The organism is Janibacter sp. CoH_79_TC_3, assembly GCF_058197955.1.
This window is the reverse complement of record NZ_JBXWIV010000010.1, coordinates 28,468-46,588: the sequence shown is the minus strand read 5'-3', so window position 1 is coordinate 46,588 and position 18,121 is coordinate 28,468. Positions and strand designations below refer to the sequence as shown.

General features: G+C 44.2%; 24 protein-coding genes and 1 tRNA gene. 5 read left to right on the top strand and 20 right to left on the bottom strand.

The features are described 5' to 3' along the window. Window position 1: 1 nt before the first annotated feature. The 19 genes from rplE to AC2FA3_RS09600 all read right to left on the bottom strand — a co-directional run bounded on the left by rplE (window position 2) and on the right by AC2FA3_RS09600 (window position 12,326). Window positions 2–538, bottom strand: a complete 537-nt coding sequence (gene rplE, locus AC2FA3_RS09690; protein WP_201546360.1) for a 50S ribosomal protein L5 — start codon at window positions 536–538, stop codon at window positions 2–4. Window positions 539–559: 21 nt separating this feature from the next. Further along, window positions 560–877 carry a 50S ribosomal protein L24 gene (gene rplX, locus AC2FA3_RS09685; protein WP_010196703.1) on the bottom strand — a complete coding sequence of 106 codons (318 nt, stop codon included), beginning with the start codon at window positions 875–877 and terminating at the stop codon, window positions 560–562. 8 nt (window positions 878–885) lie between these two features. Beyond that, window positions 886–1,254 (bottom strand): 50S ribosomal protein L14, encoded by a 369-nt coding sequence (gene rplN / locus AC2FA3_RS09680; RefSeq protein WP_010196702.1) that lies wholly within the window; start codon window positions 1,252–1,254, stop codon window positions 886–888. Between the two features lie 182 nt (window positions 1,255–1,436). After that, complete coding sequence (gene rpsQ, locus AC2FA3_RS09675) at window positions 1,437–1,712, bottom strand: 30S ribosomal protein S17 (protein WP_201546359.1); 276 nt, start codon at window positions 1,710–1,712, stop codon at window positions 1,437–1,439. After that, window positions 1,709–1,906, bottom strand: coding sequence for a 50S ribosomal protein L29 (gene rpmC / locus AC2FA3_RS09670; protein WP_011279794.1), 198 nt, complete (start codon window positions 1,904–1,906; stop codon window positions 1,709–1,711). The genes rpsQ and rpmC overlap by 4 nt, the downstream gene beginning before the upstream one ends. After that, a complete protein-coding gene (rplP, locus tag AC2FA3_RS09665; RefSeq protein WP_201546358.1) occupies window positions 1,906–2,319 on the bottom strand; it encodes a 50S ribosomal protein L16 in 414 nt (137 codons plus the stop codon). Before rplP ends, rpmC begins: the two co-directional genes overlap by 1 nt. Window positions 2,320–2,322: 3 nt before the next feature. After that, window positions 2,323–3,051: a 30S ribosomal protein S3 gene (gene rpsC / locus AC2FA3_RS09660; RefSeq protein WP_201546357.1), complete on the bottom strand. Its 729-nt coding sequence runs from the start codon at window positions 3,049–3,051 to the stop codon at window positions 2,323–2,325. 3 nt (window positions 3,052–3,054) lie between these two features. Next, window positions 3,055–3,384 carry a 50S ribosomal protein L22 gene (rplV, locus tag AC2FA3_RS09655; RefSeq protein WP_068408473.1) on the bottom strand — a complete coding sequence of 110 codons (330 nt, stop codon included), beginning with the start codon at window positions 3,382–3,384 and terminating at the stop codon, window positions 3,055–3,057. A gap of 10 nt (window positions 3,385–3,394) precedes the next feature. Continuing rightward, complete coding sequence (gene rpsS / locus AC2FA3_RS09650; protein ID WP_021813372.1) at window positions 3,395–3,670, bottom strand: 30S ribosomal protein S19; 276 nt, start codon at window positions 3,668–3,670, stop codon at window positions 3,395–3,397. A 12-nt stretch (window positions 3,671–3,682) separates the two neighbouring features. Then, a complete protein-coding gene (gene rplB / locus AC2FA3_RS09645) occupies window positions 3,683–4,510 on the bottom strand; it encodes a 50S ribosomal protein L2 (RefSeq protein ID WP_201546356.1) in 828 nt (275 codons plus the stop codon). An 11-nt stretch (window positions 4,511–4,521) separates the two neighbouring features. After that, complete coding sequence (rplW, locus tag AC2FA3_RS09640) at window positions 4,522–4,872, bottom strand: 50S ribosomal protein L23 (RefSeq protein ID WP_183621135.1); 351 nt, start codon at window positions 4,870–4,872, stop codon at window positions 4,522–4,524. After that, the gene (rplD, locus tag AC2FA3_RS09635) at window positions 4,869–5,471 is read right to left on the bottom strand and encodes a 50S ribosomal protein L4 (RefSeq protein ID WP_201546355.1); all 603 of its coding nucleotides are present in this window, start codon (window positions 5,469–5,471) and stop codon (window positions 4,869–4,871) included. The genes rplW and rplD overlap by 4 nt, the downstream gene beginning before the upstream one ends. A 14-nt stretch (window positions 5,472–5,485) precedes the next feature. Next, a complete protein-coding gene (gene rplC, locus AC2FA3_RS09630) occupies window positions 5,486–6,124 on the bottom strand; it encodes a 50S ribosomal protein L3 (RefSeq protein WP_201546354.1) in 639 nt (212 codons plus the stop codon). Window positions 6,125–6,172: 48 nt separating this feature from the next. Then, window positions 6,173–6,484, bottom strand: a complete 312-nt coding sequence (rpsJ, locus tag AC2FA3_RS09625) for a 30S ribosomal protein S10 (protein ID WP_010196670.1) — start codon at window positions 6,482–6,484, stop codon at window positions 6,173–6,175. Window positions 6,485–6,949: 465 nt separating this feature from the next. Next, window positions 6,950–8,542 (bottom strand): Rne/Rng family ribonuclease, encoded by a 1,593-nt coding sequence (locus AC2FA3_RS09620; RefSeq protein WP_490509383.1) that lies wholly within the window; start codon window positions 8,540–8,542, stop codon window positions 6,950–6,952. Between the two features lie 119 nt (window positions 8,543–8,661). Next, window positions 8,662–9,366, bottom strand: coding sequence for a Maf family protein (locus AC2FA3_RS09615; protein ID WP_490509382.1), 705 nt, complete (start codon window positions 9,364–9,366; stop codon window positions 8,662–8,664). A 62-nt stretch (window positions 9,367–9,428) separates the two neighbouring features. Next, window positions 9,429–9,914, bottom strand: a complete 486-nt coding sequence (mreD, locus tag AC2FA3_RS09610) for a rod shape-determining protein MreD (protein WP_490509381.1) — start codon at window positions 9,912–9,914, stop codon at window positions 9,429–9,431. A gap of 127 nt (window positions 9,915–10,041) precedes the next feature. Continuing rightward, window positions 10,042–10,902 carry a rod shape-determining protein MreC gene (mreC, locus tag AC2FA3_RS09605; protein WP_490509380.1) on the bottom strand — a complete coding sequence of 287 codons (861 nt, stop codon included), beginning with the start codon at window positions 10,900–10,902 and terminating at the stop codon, window positions 10,042–10,044. 395 nt (window positions 10,903–11,297) lie between these two features. Continuing rightward, entirely contained in the window at window positions 11,298–12,326 is a 1,029-nt protein-coding gene (locus tag AC2FA3_RS09600) for a rod shape-determining protein (protein ID WP_490509379.1), read from the bottom strand. Between the two features lie 715 nt (window positions 12,327–13,041). Between AC2FA3_RS09600 and gatC the strand changes: the two genes are divergently transcribed. The 4 genes from gatC to AC2FA3_RS09580 all read left to right on the top strand — a co-directional run bounded on the left by gatC (window position 13,042) and on the right by AC2FA3_RS09580 (window position 16,645). After that, window positions 13,042–13,356 carry an Asp-tRNA(Asn)/Glu-tRNA(Gln) amidotransferase subunit GatC gene (gene gatC / locus AC2FA3_RS09595; RefSeq protein WP_201611031.1) on the top strand — a complete coding sequence of 105 codons (315 nt, stop codon included), beginning with the start codon at window positions 13,042–13,044 and terminating at the stop codon, window positions 13,354–13,356. A gap of 69 nt (window positions 13,357–13,425) precedes the next feature. After that, complete coding sequence (gatA, locus tag AC2FA3_RS09590) at window positions 13,426–14,928, top strand: Asp-tRNA(Asn)/Glu-tRNA(Gln) amidotransferase subunit GatA (protein ID WP_490509378.1); 1,503 nt, start codon at window positions 13,426–13,428, stop codon at window positions 14,926–14,928. After that, window positions 14,928–16,454: an Asp-tRNA(Asn)/Glu-tRNA(Gln) amidotransferase subunit GatB gene (gene gatB, locus AC2FA3_RS09585; RefSeq protein WP_490509377.1), complete on the top strand. Its 1,527-nt coding sequence runs from the start codon at window positions 14,928–14,930 to the stop codon at window positions 16,452–16,454. Before gatA ends, gatB begins: the two co-directional genes overlap by 1 nt. Before the next feature lie 114 nt (window positions 16,455–16,568). Continuing rightward, window positions 16,569–16,645 (top strand) — tRNA-Pro (locus tag AC2FA3_RS09580). Window positions 16,646–16,724: 79 nt separating this feature from the next. Here the strand turns inward: AC2FA3_RS09580 and AC2FA3_RS09575 are convergent. Next, on the bottom strand, window positions 16,725–17,027 hold the full coding sequence (locus tag AC2FA3_RS09575; RefSeq protein ID WP_490509376.1) for a monooxygenase: 303 nt from the start codon (window positions 17,025–17,027) through the stop codon (window positions 16,725–16,727). A gap of 142 nt (window positions 17,028–17,169) precedes the next feature. Here AC2FA3_RS09575 and AC2FA3_RS09570 point away from each other — a divergent pair, with 142 nt between their 5' ends. Then, the gene (locus tag AC2FA3_RS09570; protein ID WP_490509375.1) at window positions 17,170–18,105 is read left to right on the top strand and encodes a DUF1853 family protein; all 936 of its coding nucleotides are present in this window, start codon (window positions 17,170–17,172) and stop codon (window positions 18,103–18,105) included. The last annotated feature ends 16 nt before the right edge of the window (window positions 18,106–18,121 follow it).

Below are 18,121 nucleotides of genomic sequence, written 5' to 3'. Positions count from 1 at the left end.
CTTATTTAAATGGGAAGCCGAATGCTTTAAGCAACGCACGACCTTCATCATCAGTAGCAGCTGACGTAGTGATGGTCACATCCATACCGCGGATACGATCAATCTTGTCGAAGTCTACTTCTGGGAATACGATTTGTTCTTTGATACCCAATGAGTAGTTACCACGACCATCAAAGGCTTTAGATGAAAAACCACGGAAGTCACGAACACGAGGAATTGCAACGGCAATGAGACGATCTAAAAATTCGTACATTTGCTCACCGCGTAGCGTTACTTTGCAACCAATTGGCCATTCTTCACGAATCTTAAAGCCAGCAATTGATTTACGCGCTTTGGTGACTACAGGCTTTTGACCAGCGATAGCGGTCATGTCAGCTACTGCACCTTCAAGCAATTTCTTGTCTTGAGACGCGCCGCCTACACCCATATTAAGTGTGATTTTAGTGATTTTAGGCACTTGCATCACGTTATCTAAACCAAGCTCTTCTTTAATCTTTTGCTTGAGTTCTTCGTTATATAAAGCTTTTAATCTTGCCATTACCATTACACCCTTAGTGTCTTACGCAGTCGCCACTACTTCACCGTTCGAACGATAGACGCGTTGTTTATTGCCGTCTTCGCCGAACTGATAAGTAATACGGTCTGCTTTTTGGGTTTGCGCATTTAAGATTGCGACATTTGAGATGTGTAGAAAAGCTTCTTGCTTAAGAATGCCGCCTTCAACGCCAGTTGCCTGATTGGGCTTCTGATGTTTAGTAACAATATTAATGCCTTCAACTTTAATACGATCATTTTTTACAGCTTGTACAGTACCTTGTTTGCCTTTATCTTTACCGGCAATCACGATAACTGTATCGCCTTTACGTAATTTTGACATGGATTACCTCACAATACTTCTGGTGCTAGTGATACAATTTTCATAAACTGATCACCACGTAGTTCACGAGTTACCGGTCCAAAAATACGAGTTGCAATCGGTGCTTTGTTTTGGTTCAACAATACCGCAGCATTGTCATCAAAACGTAATACCGAACCATCAGGGCGACGAACGCCTTTTTTGGTACGCACAACTACCGCATTCATCACGTCGCCTTTTTTAACACGACCGCGAGGAATGGCTTCTTTAACCGTTACTTTAATGATATCGCCGACTGATGCATAACGACGATGAGAGCCACCCAGTACTTTAATGCACTGAACTCGTCTTGCACCGCTATTGTCTGCAACTTCCAGCATTGACTCAACCTGAATCATAGCGTTAACTCCGCACGTATGAGCAATAAAAACCAGTTGCTGCCGCTAGCACAGTATGAGTAGACGGCATTTAATGTAAATAACCGCAGCTTACTCTTAATGTGAGTGATATACGCTCGGCGCAATCAGCATCCTTAAAAAGGCGGACATTTTAACAGCTTCTGGCTTTTAATGCAATTTACTTAGATTTTTTCTACTTTTTCAACCACTTCAACCAAAGTCCAAGACTTGGTTTTTGAGATTGGACGCGTTTCTTTGATACGGACAAGGTCGCCTTGTTGGCAAACGTTGTCTTCATCATGTGCTTTAATTTTGGTAGAACGACGAAGCTGTTTGCCATATAAAGGATGACGAACCAGACGCTCAATCAAAACCGTGATGGACTTGTCCATCTTGTCACTGACAACTCGTCCTGTCAGAACACTAGCATTGGTCGTTGCTTGATTGTTATCGCTCATGAGTCGCCTCGTTGTTTCTCGTTAATCAAAGTCTGAAGCTGAGCAATCGCACGACGATTGACACGTACTTCATGGGTATTCCCCAACTGACCGGTTGCTTTAGCCATACGAATACGGAAAGCATCAAGTTGCTTTTCATCAAGTAACTGAGTCAGTTCTTCTAATGATTTATCACGTAATTCACTGATCTTCATTACATTATCGTCCGCTTAACAATGGTAGTTTTAAAGGGCAGTTTTGCTGCTGCAAGCGTTAAGGCTTCGCGAGCAAGCTCTTCTGATACCCCTTCAAGTTCATATAGTATTTTACCAGGTTTGACTTCGCATACCCAATATTCTACAGGACCTTTACCTTTACCCATACGTACTTCTAATGGCTTGTTGGTAATTGGCTTGTCTGGGAATACACGAATCCAGATTTTACCGCCACGCTTAATTTTACGAGTGATGGTACGACGTGCTGCTTCAATTTGACGGGCAGTCATACGACCACGAGTCAAAGATTTTAGACCAATTTGTCCGAATGCAACGGTGCTTCCACGATGAGCTAGCCCAGTGTTACGACCTTTATGCATTTTACGAAACTTGGTACGTTTTGGCTGTAACATAGTTTAACCTCTGTCTGTGTTTCGACGGTTTCCGTTTCCACGACCACGGCGTTTTGGCGCACGAGTCTGCTCTTCTTTAACGGGGTTATAAACGCTGTTCATACCGTCAAGGATTTCGCCACGGAAGATCCAAACTTTTACACCGATGGTGCCATAAGTGGTTTCCGCACGTACTGACGAATAGTCAATATCGGCGCGTAGTGTATGCAATGGCACACGACCTTCACGGTACCATTCAGTACGAGCAATCTCAGCACCGCCAAGACGGCCAGACAACTCAACTTTAATACCTTTAGCACCAGAGCGCATGCTGTTCTGTACCGCGCGCTTCATTGCACGGCGGAACATCACACGACGCTCAAGCTGACTTGCGATACCTTGTGCTACTAAATGAGCATCAAGATCAGGCGAGGTGATCTCTTCAATGTTGACCTGAGCAGGTACGCCCATAATTTTGGTCAATTCTTTTTGAAGTCTTTCAATATCTTCGCCTTTCTTACCGATAACAATACCAGGACGCGCAGTGGCGATGGTAATCTTAGCAGCACCAGTAGGACGCTCAATCATGATATTGCTAATCATAGCATTATCTAGTTTTTTGCGTAGATACTCGCGTACTTGGATGTCGTTGATCAGGTATTCTGAGTATTGTTTAGGGTTAGCATACCAGTTTGCGTTATGCTTTTTGACAACACCAAGACGAATTCCGATTGGATGTACTTTTTGTCCCATAACTTATTCTCCTACCTTTATAGTGATGTGACAAGTACGCTTACTGATACGATCAGCGCGACCTTTAGCACGTGGTAGGATACGTTTTAGCGTAATGCCTTCATCAACGTAGATGGTTGATACTTTAAGCGTATCAATATCTAAACCGTTGTTGTGTTCGGCATTGGCGATGGCTGAGTCAAGACATTTCTTAACGAACACAGCGCCTTTTTTATTACTATACGTTAGGATATCCAAAGCACGCTCGATAGATTTGCCGCGAACTTCATCAGCAACGAGTCTAACTTTTTGTGCCGAAATGGCGGCACCGCGTAATTTTGCAGTTACTTCCATGGTAAGCACCTTATTTCTTAGCTTTTCTGTCAATGCCATGACCACGATACGTACGAGTCGGGGCAAATTCACCTAGTTTATGACCAACCATCTGTTCGCTCACGATAACCGGTACATGAGTACGGCCGTTGTGAACAGATAAAGTTAGGCCAACCATTTGTGGCAAAATCATCGAGCGGCGCGACCAAGTCTTAATTGGTTTGCGTGAGTTGGTGTCTAATGCATTCTCAACTTTAGCAAACAAGTGCGCGTCTATGAATGGACCTTTTTTCAATGAACGAGGCATGAAATTCTTCCTTTATTTCTTCTTGGCGCGGCGGCGGATGATCATACTGTCAGTACGCTTATTATGACGCGTTTTAAGTCCTTTAGACTTCTGACCCCAAGGGCTGGTTGGATGGCGACCTTTGTTACGACCTTCACCACCACCATGTGGGTGATCAACCGGGTTCATAGCAACACCACGAACAGAAGGACGAACACCACGCCAACGTGAAGCACCGGCTTTACCAAGTGATTTCAAGTTGTTTTCAGTGTTAGAAACTTCGCCAATAACAGCACGGCAATTCACGTGTACACGGCGAGTTTCGCCAGAACGTAGACGTAGAATAGCATAAATACCGTCACGACCTAGTAATTGAACGCTGGCACCCGCAGAACGAGCAATCTGTGCACCTTTACCGATTTTAAGTTCGATATTGTGGATCACAGTACCCAATGGGATGTTTTTCAGCGGTAAACAGTTACCTGGGCGAATTGGAGAGTTTTCGCCTGACATAACGGTATCGCCCACTGCTTGCTTTTTAGCAGCAATGATATAGCGACGTTCGCCGTCAGCGTACTTAAGTAAAGCAATGTGCGCAGTACGGTTAGGATCGTATTCAATACGCTCTACCGTGGCTGGGATATTGTCTTTAGTACGTTTAAAATCGATAATACGATAATGCTGCTTATGACCACCACCGATGTGACGAGTCGTGATGCGACCATTATTGTTACGACCACCAGTTTTACTTTTTGATTCGAGAAGCGCTGCAAAAGGACGACCTTTGTAAAGGTGTGGATGCACCACTTTTTCAACAAAACGACGGCCTGGTGATGTTGGCTTTGCTTTTACGATAGGCATGAGTGTAATCCTTATTCGTTGTTCGCTGTTTCACTAGTAGAAGCAGTCGTTTTTGCGACGTCTTCACCAGCATCAGCCATTTGTACATCTTGACCAGCTTTTAAGGTAACGTAGGCTTTTTTATAGTCATTACGACGGCCGATGTTCTTACCAAAACGCTTTGTCTTACCTTTAACATTCAATGTGTTTACTTTTAAAACTTCAACACCTTCGAACATCATCTCAACTGCTTTTTTGACTTCAAGCTTAGTAGCGTTAGAGTCAATTTTAAATACCTGCACACCAAGTGAATCGCCAAGCATTTGAGATTTCTCTGAGAATACAGGTCCTCTTAGGATCTGATAAAGTCTTGCGTTATTCATGCTAGTGCTTCCTCAAATTGTTTCGCAGCTTCAACTGACATGATTACTTTATCAAAAGCAATCAAGCTCACTGGGTCCACTTCGTTTGTACCAAGTACATTGACGTGTGGAATGTTGCGAGCCGCTAAGTATAAGTTTTCGTCAACTTCTTTGGTGACGATTAGTGCACGAGGTGCGCCTAAGTCATTTAACTTTGCAATCAGCTCTTTGGTCTTAGGGCCAGAAACACTTAGCTCTTCAACCAAAATTAGACGATCTTGACGAATCAATTCGGCTAGGATGCACTGCATCGCACCGCGATACATTTTACGGTTAACTTTCTGTGACCAATCCTGTGGCTTAGCCGCGAATGCACGACCGCCCCCACGCCAGATTGGGCTACGAATAGAACCTGCACGAGCGCGACCAGTACCTTTTTGGCGCCATGGCTTAATGCCACCACCAGAAACTTCGGCACGGGTCTTTTGAGCGCGTGTACCTTGGCGAGCACCAGCAAGATATGCGGTGACGACTTGATGCACTAATGCTTCGTTGAATTCACGACCGAAAGCCGTATCAGAAAGCTCAACTGCCGCCCCTGTAACTGTTTTTAAATCCACGTTAATCCCCTTGCTTAGGCTTTGACTGACGGACGTACGATGACATCGCCACCGGTGGCACCTGGGATAGCACCCTTGATGACAAGTAACCCATTTTCAACATCAACCGATATCACTTCTAGGCCTTGAACGGTAACGCGTTTGTTACCCATCTGACCTGGCATTTTTTTGCCTTTGAAGACTTTACCTGGTGACTGGTTTTGACCAGTTGAACCAAGCGCACGGTGAGAGACTGAGTTACCATGAGTGGCATCTTGCATGCTGAAGTTGTGACGCTTCACGCCGCCTTGAAAGCCTTTACCTTTACTGTTACCTGTGACATCAACCATCTGACCTTGTTCGAACAAGTCAGCTAGGATCTCACCACCAATCTCACGACCTTCAAGATCGCTGTCATTGGCACGAAATTCCCAAACACCACGACCAGCGGCAACGCCAGCTTTAGCGAAGTGACCTTTTTGAGCTGCTGTTACGCGGCTGTCACGACGGGTACCTGTAGTAACTTGGATGGCTTGATAGCCATCTACATCAGTATTTTTTACTTGAGTTATGCGGTTAGCACTGATCTCAACCACTGTTACAGGGATAGATGCGCCTGCTTCAGTGAAGACACGGGTCATGCCGCATTTTTTACCGACTAAACCGATCGCCATTTTAGACCTCTTTATATCTTATATTAATGGGTTGGGTGTTTATGTGCATTAACCCAAAGCAATTTGAACGTCAACACCCGCCGCTAAATCAAGCTTCATTAGCGCATCCACAGTTTTGTCGGTAGGTTGAACGATGTCAACCATACGCTTATGAGTACGGATTTCGTACTGATCACGAGCGTCTTTGTTTACGTGTGGTGAAGTTAGAACGTTGAAGCGCTCAATGCGAGTCGGCAACGGTACAGGACCACAAACTTGCGCACCGGTGCGCTTTGCAGTATCAACAATCTCTTGTGCAGATTGATCAATCAGACGATGATCAAAAGACTTAAGACGGATACGGATTCTCTGGTTAGCCATGCCAGCAAGCTCCTAATATGTGCCTTTGTCATTCTTGCTTTGCAAGGATATGAGCAAAAGCCGTTTGGTTAAATATTCACTTAAAGCGGCCTTCTGTTCTAAACCAGAATGAGTTCGTTAACGGAACTTATAGCGTACTAAAAGTAAAATAGTTTAAAGCCCCGCCGACCCTTCCATTATAGGATGTCAGCAAAGGCATAATGAAATAGTGCTAGAAACGATGCTCTAGCTGTCATAGCGCCAGCTGTTTGATTGGCTGCGCATATATAATTCAGTGGTTTGTATTATACATAATTTTTAACCCATTGCAAGGAGGTTATTTGCAATGATGGCAGATAGTAGTTGATATAAAACATTATTTGTACAGTACATCTCTGCTATTTATAGAAGTATTGGTCATTAAAGATTAACTTATGCAGTGGCTTATTTCCAAAATACTTGCCTTGGGTGTTTAATAATGAATGCTTAATCTAAAACAATATCATACTGCTCTTGGGTATAAAGGTTTTCTACATCAAAAGTAATGACTCTGCCAAGCAGATATTCCAAGTCTGCCACCGTATCTGACTCTGAAGTGAGTAGTAAATCAATGACCGCAGCATGGGCAACGACTGTAAACTTCTTAGGGGAGTTATAAGTACGTGCACAGCGCATGATTTCACGGAATATCTCAAAGCAGACGGTTTCAGCGGTTTTAACAAAGCCGCGACCCTGACACGTTGAGCACGGCTCACAAAGCTGCTGACCGAGCGATTCACGGGTACGTTTACGGGTCATTTCCACCAAACCGAGCTCACTGACTTGGGTAATTTTGGTTTTGGCGTAGTCTTGTACTAGCTGTGCTTGCAAACTCTCAAGGATATCGTCTTTATGCTGCTGCTCAAGCATATCGATAAAATCTAGAATGATAATACCACCCAGATTACGCAGACGCAGCTGCCGCGCAATCGCATGAGTGGCTTCTAAATTAGTTTTATAAACGGTATCTTCTAATGAGCGTGCGCCGACAAAAGAGCCGGTATTGACATCAATCGTGGTCATGGCTTCAGTCTGATCGATAATCAGATAGCCACCAGACTTTAAGTCGACTCTCCGTTTTAAAGCATCACGTAAATCGTCTTCAACCCGATGGACGTCAAATAAAGATTGCTCAGCGGTATAGTGCACAATCCGATCATAGACAAAAGGAACAAACTCTTTGGCAAAATATCTGACTTGCTCATAAATCTGTTCGTTATCAATCACTACTTTTTCTGTACCAACATGTACCAAATCGCGAATAGAGCGCAGCGGCAGTGATAATTCTTGATAAATAAGTTCGGAGCTTTGATTGGGCTTCATTTCTTGGCGACGAGCGCAGATAGTTCGCCATAATTGTAATAAATAATAAATATCTTCTTCAAGTTTATCGACAGGGACACGCTCGGCTGCTGTACGCGCAATTAGTCCACCTTTTAGGTTGACGGTTTGCATCAGGCTAGTAAGTTCAGTCTTGAGACGGGTACGCTCTTCATCGCCATCAATACGTTGTGATATACCAATATGCTCACTTGATGGTAGATAGACCAAGTAACGTGACGGCAGTGATATATTAGTGGTTAAGCGCGCACCTTTACTGCCCAACTGATCTTTGGTGACTTGTACTAAAATGCGTTGGCTTTCGTGCAGACGATGTTGAATAAGGGTTTTTGCAACGGGTACGACTTCAGTGCTTTGTGGACTAATAACCGGCGGCGTAACAGCTAGGTCATCAGTAGTGGCTTCTATAACAGTACTTTCATTATCGATGATGTCACTTACTTTACTTTTGTTTTCGGCAACTGGGCGCGGCTCACGCTGCATATCGTTGACATGTAAAAACGCCGTGCGCGATTGTCCAATATCAACGAAAGCCGCTTGCATACCAGGAAGCACCCTTACTACCGTGCCCAGATAGATATTGCCGACCAAACCCAGTTTATGATGACGCTCAATATAAATCTCCCCTAAGATACCGTTATCTAACACGGCGACGCGCGATTCCATGGGACTAATATTAATCAGCAGCTCTTCGGACATAATATTTTCTCTTATCACTCAGCTTTCTGGTGAAGCGTTCATAGTTTGGTAGCCTCACAGTGTAGCAAATGCGCCTTGCGTTTGCCCATCAACCTACCGTGTCATTATGTGCATCAGGGTTAAGCATCTACTTTTGGCGAATTGAAAATCTTGGCTTTATCCTCTTTTATCTCATTGATAAGCGCCAATGTCTGTGCAAGCGGCAAACCAACCACATTAGTATAACTGCCATTGATACGGCTCACCCATGCTGCACCCAAACCTTGAATGCCGTAACCACCCGCTTTATCAGCAGGTTCGCCGCTTTCCCAGTAATCACTCATCATCTCTGTGCTGAGCGCTATAAAAGTCACTTCAGTACGCTCAGTGATTTGTTGCTGATTAACGACTTGCAATACTGGCTCGTGATTTAGGTCGTTAGCCGCTTTAAAGGATAATGACACCTGAGTTGCTTGCACCGCTGTCCAGACTTCATGGACATTATCGGACATCTGCTGCCACATGCGATAAGCATCTTTACGATTATCTGGTTTAACCAATACTGTCTTGCCATCTGCTAAGACACCGATGGTATCAGCGGTTAAAATAATGATTGATTCAAGTAAATCAGTTTGATTATTTTTTAAGTTTTTATTTAATTCTTTGTTTAATTGTTGGAGTGCCGCCTCTGCCTTGGTAGCGACCATGCGTTCAATGTAATCTTTAGGAGATTCATTAGCATCCGGCGTTTCATCAATATCGACGCTCATCACTGTAAAGTCGAGTTGCGCTCTGGTTAGCAGCTCATGACGGCGCGGTGAGCTAGACGCTAAAATGAGTTCCATCGCTATTCTCTTGTTTTATAAATTTATGGTTTTTTAGTTTTGCAGACACATGACAGTATAAGCTAGCGTGCAAATTTGCGTAGTATAAATAGCACCAGCGGCCAGCTTATGATACTCATTAATAAGGATAAGGCAGATTGGGCGACAAAGGTATTTTGGATAAACATCTGTAATATCCATAAAGTCACTTGGAATATGACCAATCCTAAGCTTGCTATGAGCCAAGCGCTGATGGTATTTAATTGTCTGATATAAATGCTGGTGACTTTTATTACCATTGCGACCATCACGGCGGCGAAAGCTTGCTGACCTAAATGCGTGTCCATTAATAAATCGGCGATAATGCCAACGATAAAAGCACTAAAAATTCCGACATAACGGGGCTGAAACAGGAGCCAAAAAATCAACACCATCATCATAACCATCGGGCGCAATGTTGCCATGCTCGGGCTTAATGGATAAACACTGAGCGATGAGGCGACAATAAAGCTCAGGACAATCACGGCAAGCAACAGCCCCGTTGCATGTTCAGAATCAGGATATGCCATGAATACTTACCTTTAGCGAATACTTAGCGGCTGCTATGTAACGATTTATCTAGCATTGGTGGGAATAAAAGCGGTGGTTAAGAGGTAGCTGTGACTATTATATTGAGTTAAAACAGCAGGCAACCTATCAATCTTCCTTAATGTCTGTGTTATTTTTATTGATCACCTTGTCTTGTAGTACCAGCACGTAAGCATTGTCAATAAAGTTTGCCGCTGGCGTAACTTCAATGCTTCTAAAGTTATCCTCCTGCGTGTCTTCAACATGAGCAATGCGACCAACTCGATAGCCTGCTGGTATACGTCCGCCCAATCCTGATGACACCAACTCATCGCCGACGCGCACATCTGAGGTTTTAAAAACATAATTAAGGCGTAAAGACGTCGGTATACCCTCGCCCGTAACAATAGCCCGCTGTCCGGTGCGTTTGACGGTCACGGCAACGGATTGCTGCTCATCGGTAATCAGTAATAAGCGGCTGGTATTAGGATAAACGTTGATAATCTGCCCTAAGATACCGTCTTCATCGATGACCGTTTGACCCACTTGCACGCCATCTTGCTCGCCTTTATTAAGGACGACAATTTGCCTGAGTAGATTGGTATCGGTACCAATTACTTGAGCTAAATTCAAATCAAATTGTTCGGGACGCGTCGTCGAGAGGATACCTTGTAGGCGGGCATTTTGCGCTAAGATATAATCTTGCTGCTGCAGCTTGGCTTGAGCATGGATGAGTTGCGATTTGAGCTGCATATTTTCGCGGCGTAGCGCTTCTTTAGACTGCAGACTACCGCTTGACCAGTGTTTTGCATAGCTTGGCAATAACGACAGCTCATAAATAGGCTGCATAGCAGCATGGGTAGTGGTACGTATCGGATTGAACCATTCTGGATTTTTGCTATCAAACCACATCAGTACCAATGCCACTATCAATACAATAGCAGTCTTACGCAGTGCGAGTGGCTGGCGAGCAAAAATACTTGGAATCATAGTTGGTCTAATCTAGAGGTTTTAATGTGAGCAATAATTGCTACTTGACATAACAGTAACAAATATCAAGCTATAAAATATGACCTTATCGAATTCTTACTTAGCATATTACAAATAGCAGTGATAAATGTTAGAAACCGATTACCAGTTAATCTAAGTCAGTTAATCTAAATAGTACTGCTAGTTAATTTTGGCATAGGTTTTGGTATGGGTTAATGTTATTAAAGGCAACCTGATTGGCTACCTTTAATAAAATAAAACGAATAAGAAAAAACGATTTTTATGATAAAGCGCTCACGTAATGTCATTTTAGCGTTTATCAAGCACAGCAAATGTAGCTATGCTCAATTACCACCTATATAAACAGTACCCACTATTATATGAACAATAGCAATTTAGACAAAAATCATATTTAGACTTTTGTTATTGATAAAATCAAGGGCAATACCACCGCCGCGGCTGACGCAAGTTAATGGGTCTTCAGCAACGGTCACAGGTAGACCCGTTTCTTTTGAAATCAGCTTATCCAAACCTCTTAATAACGCGCCGCCGCCCGTCAATACAATACCGCGTTCTGCGATATCTGATGACAGCTCAGGTGGTGTTTGCTCGAGTGCGGTTTTTACCGCGCTGACGATACCGCTTAATGGGTCGCTGAGGGCTTTTTGCACTTCTTCAGAATTGACTGTAAAGGTCTTTGGTACACCTTCTGCCATGCTACGACCGCGAACTTCAACTTCTAGCTGGCTGTCTTCATTTAATGCCGAGCCAACTTCTTGTTTGATACGCTCAGCGGTGGTTTCACCAATCACGCAACCATGGGTACGGCGCACATGCGTGATAATCGCTTCATCAAACATATCGCCACCGATACGAATCGACTCGGCATAAACGCAACCTGACAGTGCGATAACGGCAATCTCAGTGGTACCACCACCGATATCAACCACCATCGAGCCACTGGCTTCATGAACTGGCAAGCCAGCACCGATTGCCGCCGCCATTGGCTCTTCTAGCAACAGTACTTTGCTTGCGCCGGCCGATGAGACCGCTTCGCGAATCGCTTTACGCTCAACGAGGGTCGACTTACATGGCACGCAAACCACTACGTTAGGCTGGGCCATAAAACGCTTAGCCCTAACCTTAGTGATAAAATGCTTGAGCATTTTTTGCGTCACTTCAAAGTCTGCAATCACGCCGTCTTTTAACGGGCGAATCGCCGTAATATTGGCAGGCGTACGACCCAGCATTTGCTTGGCATCAACACCAACAGCAGCGACGGTAGGGTTTTGGGTACGATTACTGCGTAGCGCGACCACCGTAGGCTCGTCGAGCACCACGCCTTTACCAGGAATAAAAATAAGAGTGTTCGCAGTACCGAGGTCGATTGCGATATTATTCGATAAGAATCCAAACAGGTTCATGACTAATATATCCAGCGTATTACAAATGAGGCGAATGAGGCGAACGAAATTGACTGAGGGCTTACTCGTCAGTATTAAGCAGGTCGTCGTTGAACATGACCCGTCGCGAGAGTTTATCATCGCAACCAGTCAAACCGAAGCAATAATGATGAAATGAAAAAACTGAGCTAAATTATACCGATTTAGCTCAAAAAAAACACAGATATTTGCATCAGCACGCTAGAATTTCGGGCTTAAGCCATAAAAATTGTTACAAAGTTTGAAATGGCGAATAATACCACTCCCTTATCTGAAACATCATTTAATTCAATAACTAACGAGGTACTACGGCTATGTGACATTGCTGCCAAGTACCTTACTTGGTATTTTGCTCAGCAGTTTGTTTAATAGCTTACTTAACGTTGAGCTTAGTAGTGCGTGCATACTGTAACGTATTTCATAACCAAATAGTGAGCAATTGATAATCAATCCATAACTATCTGGTCAATTTTGCAAATCTCTTTATTTTAGTAAAGTTAGTAAAGATAGTGCAGCAATCAAAGCCCATGCTCTGTAATCTTGGGTAAGATGCTTTATAATAAAGGCACTCTCTATAAAACATACAGATAATGCGCTTTTTTAATATGTTTTTGTGCTTTAGCCATTATTTGTCTGAACACTGACCTATTTGATTTATTCTCTACTCTAATAAAAACTGTCCTTCACTGGAGAAATTATGTCACAGCCAATCACAGCAGCTGAAAGCAATGTCAGCCGTCAAGAAATTCTAGAAGTTGCCCGCCTTGCACGCTTAGGTGTAGATGAAGATACCGCCAGCAGTTACGCCGATGATATCAGCAAAGTGTTAAAGCTGATGCAAACGCTTGGCAATGTAGATACCACTGACATCAAACCTTTATCAAATATTCATGAAGTTTGCCAAGATTTGCGCGCCGATGTCGCCAAACACGATATCAATCGCGAGCGCAATCAATCGATGGCACCTGCTGTTGAAGCGGGTTTATACCTTGTGCCACAAGTGATTGAATAATTATTCTAATAATTTTTACCTTTATTTTATCCTATTTACTGCTATTCACATTTTGACGGACGACACCTTATGTCTGAACTTCACCTATTAAGTACCCAGCAGCTTATTACGGGCTTGCAAGACAAACAATTTAGCAGCCTTGAGCTGACTGAACACTATATCAAACGCATCGATGCCCTTGATAGTAAGATTAACAGCTTTATCACCCATACCTCTGAAACTGCGCGCGCGCAAGCACAAGCGGCAGACGAGATGCGTGCCCAAGGCGATAAGCGCCCATTACTTGGTGTACCCATGGCGCACAAAGATATTTTTTGTACCCAAGGTGTATTGACGACTTGTGGCTCTAAAATGCTGCACAATTTTATCTCACCCTATAGCGCTACTATCGTCTCCAACATCGATAAGGCAGGCATGATTAGCCTTGGTAAGCTCAATATGGACGAGTTTGCGATGGGCTCAGATAATGAGAGCTCGCATTATGGCGCTGTACACAATCCTTGGAATTTAAATCATGTACCCGGTGGCTCATCGGGTGGTAGTGCTGCTGCCGTCGCCGCAGGGTTTTTGCCCGTTGCTACCGCTAGTGATACGGGTGGCTCTATTCGTCAGCCAGCGTCATTTTGCGGCTTAACGGGTATCAAACCGACTTATGGTCGCGTCTCACGCTTCGGTATGATTGCCTACGCTTCAAGCCTTGATCAAGCGGGTAGCATGGGTCGTAGTGCCATGGACTGTGCTTATCTGTTGCAACCAATGATTGGTCATGACCCACGCGATGCCACTTCTATCAAATATGATATGCCAGATTATGTCCAAGACTTAAATACTGCGGTAACGGCTGCTGGCGACAATGCGAAGCCATTAGAAGGTTTGCGTATTGGCGTGGCAAAAGATTACTTTACGAGCGGACTAGATACGGAAGTCGAGCAAGCGGTACGTGCAGCGCTTGAACAATATGAAACGCTTGGTGCGACGATTGTAGATGTCAATATTACTGACCCTGAGATCACCCTTGCGACTTATTATATGCTCGCACCGGCTGAAGCCTCTTCGAACTTGTCACGTTTCGATGGTGTACGCTTTGGTTATCGCTGTGAAAACCCAACTGACCTTCTCGACTTGTACACGCGCTCACGCTCAGAAGGCTTTGGTCCTGAAGTACAACGTCGTATTTTGACTGGTACTTATGCGCTATCGGCTGGTTACTTCGATGCTTATTATACCAAAGCACAAAAAGTGCGTCGTATCATTGTCAAAGACTTCGAAGACGCCTTTGCTAACTGTGATGTCATCGCCAGTCCAACTGCACCAACCGCTGCTTATAAGCTTGGTGAAGACCTTGACTCTGCGACGCTGTACTTAGGTGACGTTTATACCATCGGTGTCAACTTAGCCGGTCTACCTGCGCTTAGTCAGCCTGTTGGTTTAACCTCAAGCGGCTTACCAATTGGCTTGCAATTGATTGGTCAATATTGGTGTGAGAGCAAACTGCTCTCTACCGCGCACCTATTCCAGCAGCATACAGACCACCACTTACAACACTCTACCATCGCGAAGGAGACGGTATAATGAACACAGCAACTACTACTGATCATGCCGCTCACCAAGAAATCGTCCGCAAAGAGCTGTTCGTCGATGGCTATGAAGTGGTCATCGGGATTGAGATTCACTGCCAGCTAAATACCGAAAGTAAAATATTCTCAAGCGCACCAACTGACTTTGGTCATGAGCCAAATACCCAAGCCAGTATCGTTGACTTAGGTCTACCAGGCGTATTGCCTGTGTTAAACAGCGGCGTGGTCGATCGTGCCTTAAAATTCGGTATCGGCGTCAATGCTGAGCTAGGGTTATTTAATACGTTTGACCGAAAAAACTACTTCTATCCTGATTTGCCAAAAGGCTATCAAATCACCCAAATGGCCAACCCTATCGTTGGCAAGGGTTATATCGATGTCGTGGTCAATGAAGGCGAGAAAAACGAATACCCTAAACGCATGGGTATCACTCGCGCACATCTAGAAGAAGATGCCGGTAAATCAGTGCATGATGCCGTCGACGGTATGACGGGCGTCGATCTTAACCGAGCTGGTACGCCATTAATCGAAATCGTCTCTGAGCCTGACATGCGCTCAGCTTATGAAGCCCTTGCTTATATCAAAGCCATTCATCAACTGGTCACTTGGCTCGGTATCTCAGATGCCATCATGGCAGAAGGCTCATTCCGCTGCGACTGTAACGTCTCTGTGCGCAAGCCAGGTGCAGAATTGGGCACACGTACTGAGCTTAAAAACCTCAACTCGTTCCGCTTTATCGAGCGCGCCATTAATCGTGAAATCGAGCGTCAAATCGATATCATCGAAGATGGTGGTAAAGTTATCCAAGCCACGATGCTATATGATCCAGAGCGCGATGAAACTCGCACCATGCGTACCAAAGAAGACGCCAACGACTATCGCTACTTCCCTGACCCAGACTTGCTACCTGTGCGTATCGAGCAGCATACCGTTGATAGCATTCGGGCGGCAATGCCTGAGCTGCCTGTTGCCCGTCGTGCACGTTTTGAAGAGGCGCTTGGTCTATCAGAATATGACGCTCGTATCCTAACAGGTAGCCGTCCGCTAGCCGATTACTTTGAAGCCGTTGTCGCTGAAGTTGGGCAACAAGATACCAAAATGGCGGCTAACTGGGTCATGGGTGACCTACTCGGTGCGCTAAATAAAGATGACAAAGAAATTACTGACTCCCCTATCAGCGCCAAGCAATTGGCTGGCATGCTAGCCCGTATTAAAGACGATACCTTATCTGGTAAATTGGCGAAGAAAGTGTTTAGTGCTCTCTATGAGCGTGAAGGCGGCAATGCTGATGATGCGGCTGATAAAATCATCGAAGAAAAAGGTCTTAAGCAAGAAACTGATACGGGCGCTATTAAAGCCATCGTTGAAGAGGTCATTGCGAAAAACCAAGCGATGGTTGAAGAGTATCGCGGCGGGAAAGAAAAAGCTTTTAACGGTCTGGTTGGTCAAGTCATGAAAGCCAGCCGCGGTAGTGCCAACCCGCAGCAAGTGAACCAAATTCTAAAAGAACTACTGGGTTAAGGTTAACTGCTCATTGGTTATGCTGACTATGGTATGTAAAATATGATTGTAGATTTTGGCTAAAATAAATAGCCCTTGCAATATACATAATTTTGCGTAAAATAGTCAGTCATTCGGGGCGTAGCGCAGTCTGGTAGCGCACTACACTGGGGGTGTAGGGGTCGCAGGTTCAAATCCTGCCGTTCCGACCAAACATACTAGTAATACAGAAAAGCTAGCCATTAAATTCAATGGCTGGCTTTTTTATACTTAATTATTCTTCATTCAGTATTATAAAGACGCTTTGGTAATCGCACTTAGCGCTTCATTAATGATAAATACTTTAGATTTAATGTCTTTGAAACCAAATGAAGTCAGTCTTTGGGTATGCTTTTCTAAATATCTGTTGGCATCCTCTAGATTATCAAACACATAAATTCCGCCCGCTTCTTGCGTCTCTTCGTTTTCTGTCCATAGCTTATAGACCAGACCGTTTTCGGTTACGATATCTTCGGCCAGCTCTTTCATGGCGTCAAAAAACGCACTGCCAAAAGGTCCGCTATAAGGAAAGTCGATTTGCAAAAGGTATTTCATAAGTTAATCCTAATTATTATTGAATGATTGGCAAAGTACATGCTGCCAGACAATTACAATCTTAACATATTGCGATTACCTATAGACTTTTAGCGAGCGAGCCGTTAGGGTAAATTCTCCATTACTCAATTTGCTTCAAACTATGATCGAGCCTACCACCCAGCCTTCTCCTACTCTCATAAATAACGCACCTTGGGAAGCATACCAGCGACCTTATGTACGTGATTTGGCGTATGTACTTGCCTGCCCTAACGTCTTAACCGAATGGCTGGACTTTGCACCGCATCGGAATACACATACCGTATCAGTTCATAGCGCAAACTTTTGGCGACAGCAGTTTGAAGCCTATCAGCAGCGTTTAGAAGAGCTGGATAACACCAATGCGTATCAGGCGCTGACCCGCTATTTATTAAAACGTCCGAGCCCCAATCGCTTGGGTTTTCACTTTGAAGGCTTATTGTCCTTTTGGCTAGCAGATGGCTTTACGCGTAAGTTGCATCCATACGAGACGCTTGCTAGTAACGTGCAGTTGTATAACGGTAAGCAGACGACTGGTGAGCTGGATTTGATTTTGTACAATCATAAAGAACACCTAATGGAACATTGGGAATTGGCGATTAAGTTTTTTATGGGCTCCCCACCTTTTGAGCCGATCAATTGGGTTGGTATCAATTCCAATGACAATCTACAGCGCAAAATGATCCACATGCAAACCAAGCAGTTTCGTACCGTATGGGTAGATACTGAAAAACATAGTCAAATTAAAATTGATAAGCGCTATGGCGTGATAAAAGGGCGATTCTTTTTGCCCATAGACCGTCATCACTTTAGTTACCCTACTTGGCTAACTCCAACTTTTCCCATGCACGAATGGTGCGATAAAACTGATAGCGAAACTCTTGCGGCTATTGACATCAGCACATTGCGCGCTGCTCATTATATCGAATGGTTTAGTAAGCGCGACTTCTACGATAATCGTCGGCTACCACTTATCAATTCTAAAAATGCTATCTTAAAAACAGGGCTATATTTTGAAGGTGATAGACCAATAGTTATTTATCCTAGAAAGCCCGACTAAGCAAAAGATAAAGGTT

Bases quoted from the DNA above. Each gene is read 5' to 3' on its own strand.
- mreD (WP_490509381.1), bottom strand. From the start codon at position 9,914: ATGGCATATCCTGATTCTGAACATGCAACGGGGCTGTTGCTTGCCGTG.
- rplX (WP_010196703.1), bottom strand. From the start codon at position 877: ATGTCAAAATTACGTAAAGGCGATACAGTTATCGTGATTGCCGGTAAA.
- rpsJ (WP_010196670.1), bottom strand. From the start codon at position 6,484: ATGGCTAACCAGAGAATCCGTATCCGTCTTAAGTCTTTTGATCATCGT.
- rpmC (WP_011279794.1), bottom strand. From the start codon at position 1,906: ATGAAGATCAGTGAATTACGTGATAAATCATTAGAAGAACTGACTCAG.
- AC2FA3_RS09620 (WP_490509383.1), bottom strand. From the start codon at position 8,542: ATGTCCGAAGAGCTGCTGATTAATATTAGTCCCATGGAATCGCGCGTC.
- rpsS (WP_021813372.1), bottom strand. From the start codon at position 3,670: ATGCCTCGTTCATTGAAAAAAGGTCCATTCATAGACGCGCACTTGTTT.
- mreC (WP_490509380.1), bottom strand. From the start codon at position 10,902: ATGATTCCAAGTATTTTTGCTCGCCAGCCACTCGCACTGCGTAAGACT.
- gatA (WP_490509378.1), top strand. From the start codon at position 13,426: ATGTCTGAACTTCACCTATTAAGTACCCAGCAGCTTATTACGGGCTTG.
- rplE (WP_201546360.1), bottom strand. From the start codon at position 538: ATGGCAAGATTAAAAGCTTTATATAACGAAGAACTCAAGCAAAAGATT.
- AC2FA3_RS09600 (WP_490509379.1), bottom strand. From the start codon at position 12,326: ATGAACCTGTTTGGATTCTTATCGAATAATATCGCAATCGACCTCGGT.
- rplC (WP_201546354.1), bottom strand. From the start codon at position 6,124: ATGGCGATCGGTTTAGTCGGTAAAAAATGCGGCATGACCCGTGTCTTC.
- rplB (WP_201546356.1), bottom strand. From the start codon at position 4,510: ATGCCTATCGTAAAAGCAAAGCCAACATCACCAGGCCGTCGTTTTGTT.
- rplW (WP_183621135.1), bottom strand. From the start codon at position 4,872: ATGAATAACGCAAGACTTTATCAGATCCTAAGAGGACCTGTATTCTCA.
- rplP (WP_201546358.1), bottom strand. From the start codon at position 2,319: ATGTTACAGCCAAAACGTACCAAGTTTCGTAAAATGCATAAAGGTCGT.
- AC2FA3_RS09575 (WP_490509376.1), bottom strand. From the start codon at position 17,027: ATGAAATACCTTTTGCAAATCGACTTTCCTTATAGCGGACCTTTTGGC.
- rplN (WP_010196702.1), bottom strand. From the start codon at position 1,254: ATGATTCAGGTTGAGTCAATGCTGGAAGTTGCAGACAATAGCGGTGCA.
- rpsQ (WP_201546359.1), bottom strand. From the start codon at position 1,712: ATGAGCGATAACAATCAAGCAACGACCAATGCTAGTGTTCTGACAGGA.
- rplV (WP_068408473.1), bottom strand. From the start codon at position 3,384: ATGGAAGTAACTGCAAAATTACGCGGTGCCGCCATTTCGGCACAAAAA.
- gatB (WP_490509377.1), top strand. From the start codon at position 14,928: ATGAACACAGCAACTACTACTGATCATGCCGCTCACCAAGAAATCGTC.
- rpsC (WP_201546357.1), bottom strand. From the start codon at position 3,051: ATGGGACAAAAAGTACATCCAATCGGAATTCGTCTTGGTGTTGTCAAA.
- gatC (WP_201611031.1), top strand. From the start codon at position 13,042: ATGTCACAGCCAATCACAGCAGCTGAAAGCAATGTCAGCCGTCAAGAA.
- AC2FA3_RS09615 (WP_490509382.1), bottom strand. From the start codon at position 9,366: ATGGAACTCATTTTAGCGTCTAGCTCACCGCGCCGTCATGAGCTGCTA.
- AC2FA3_RS09570 (WP_490509375.1), top strand. From the start codon at position 17,170: ATGATCGAGCCTACCACCCAGCCTTCTCCTACTCTCATAAATAACGCA.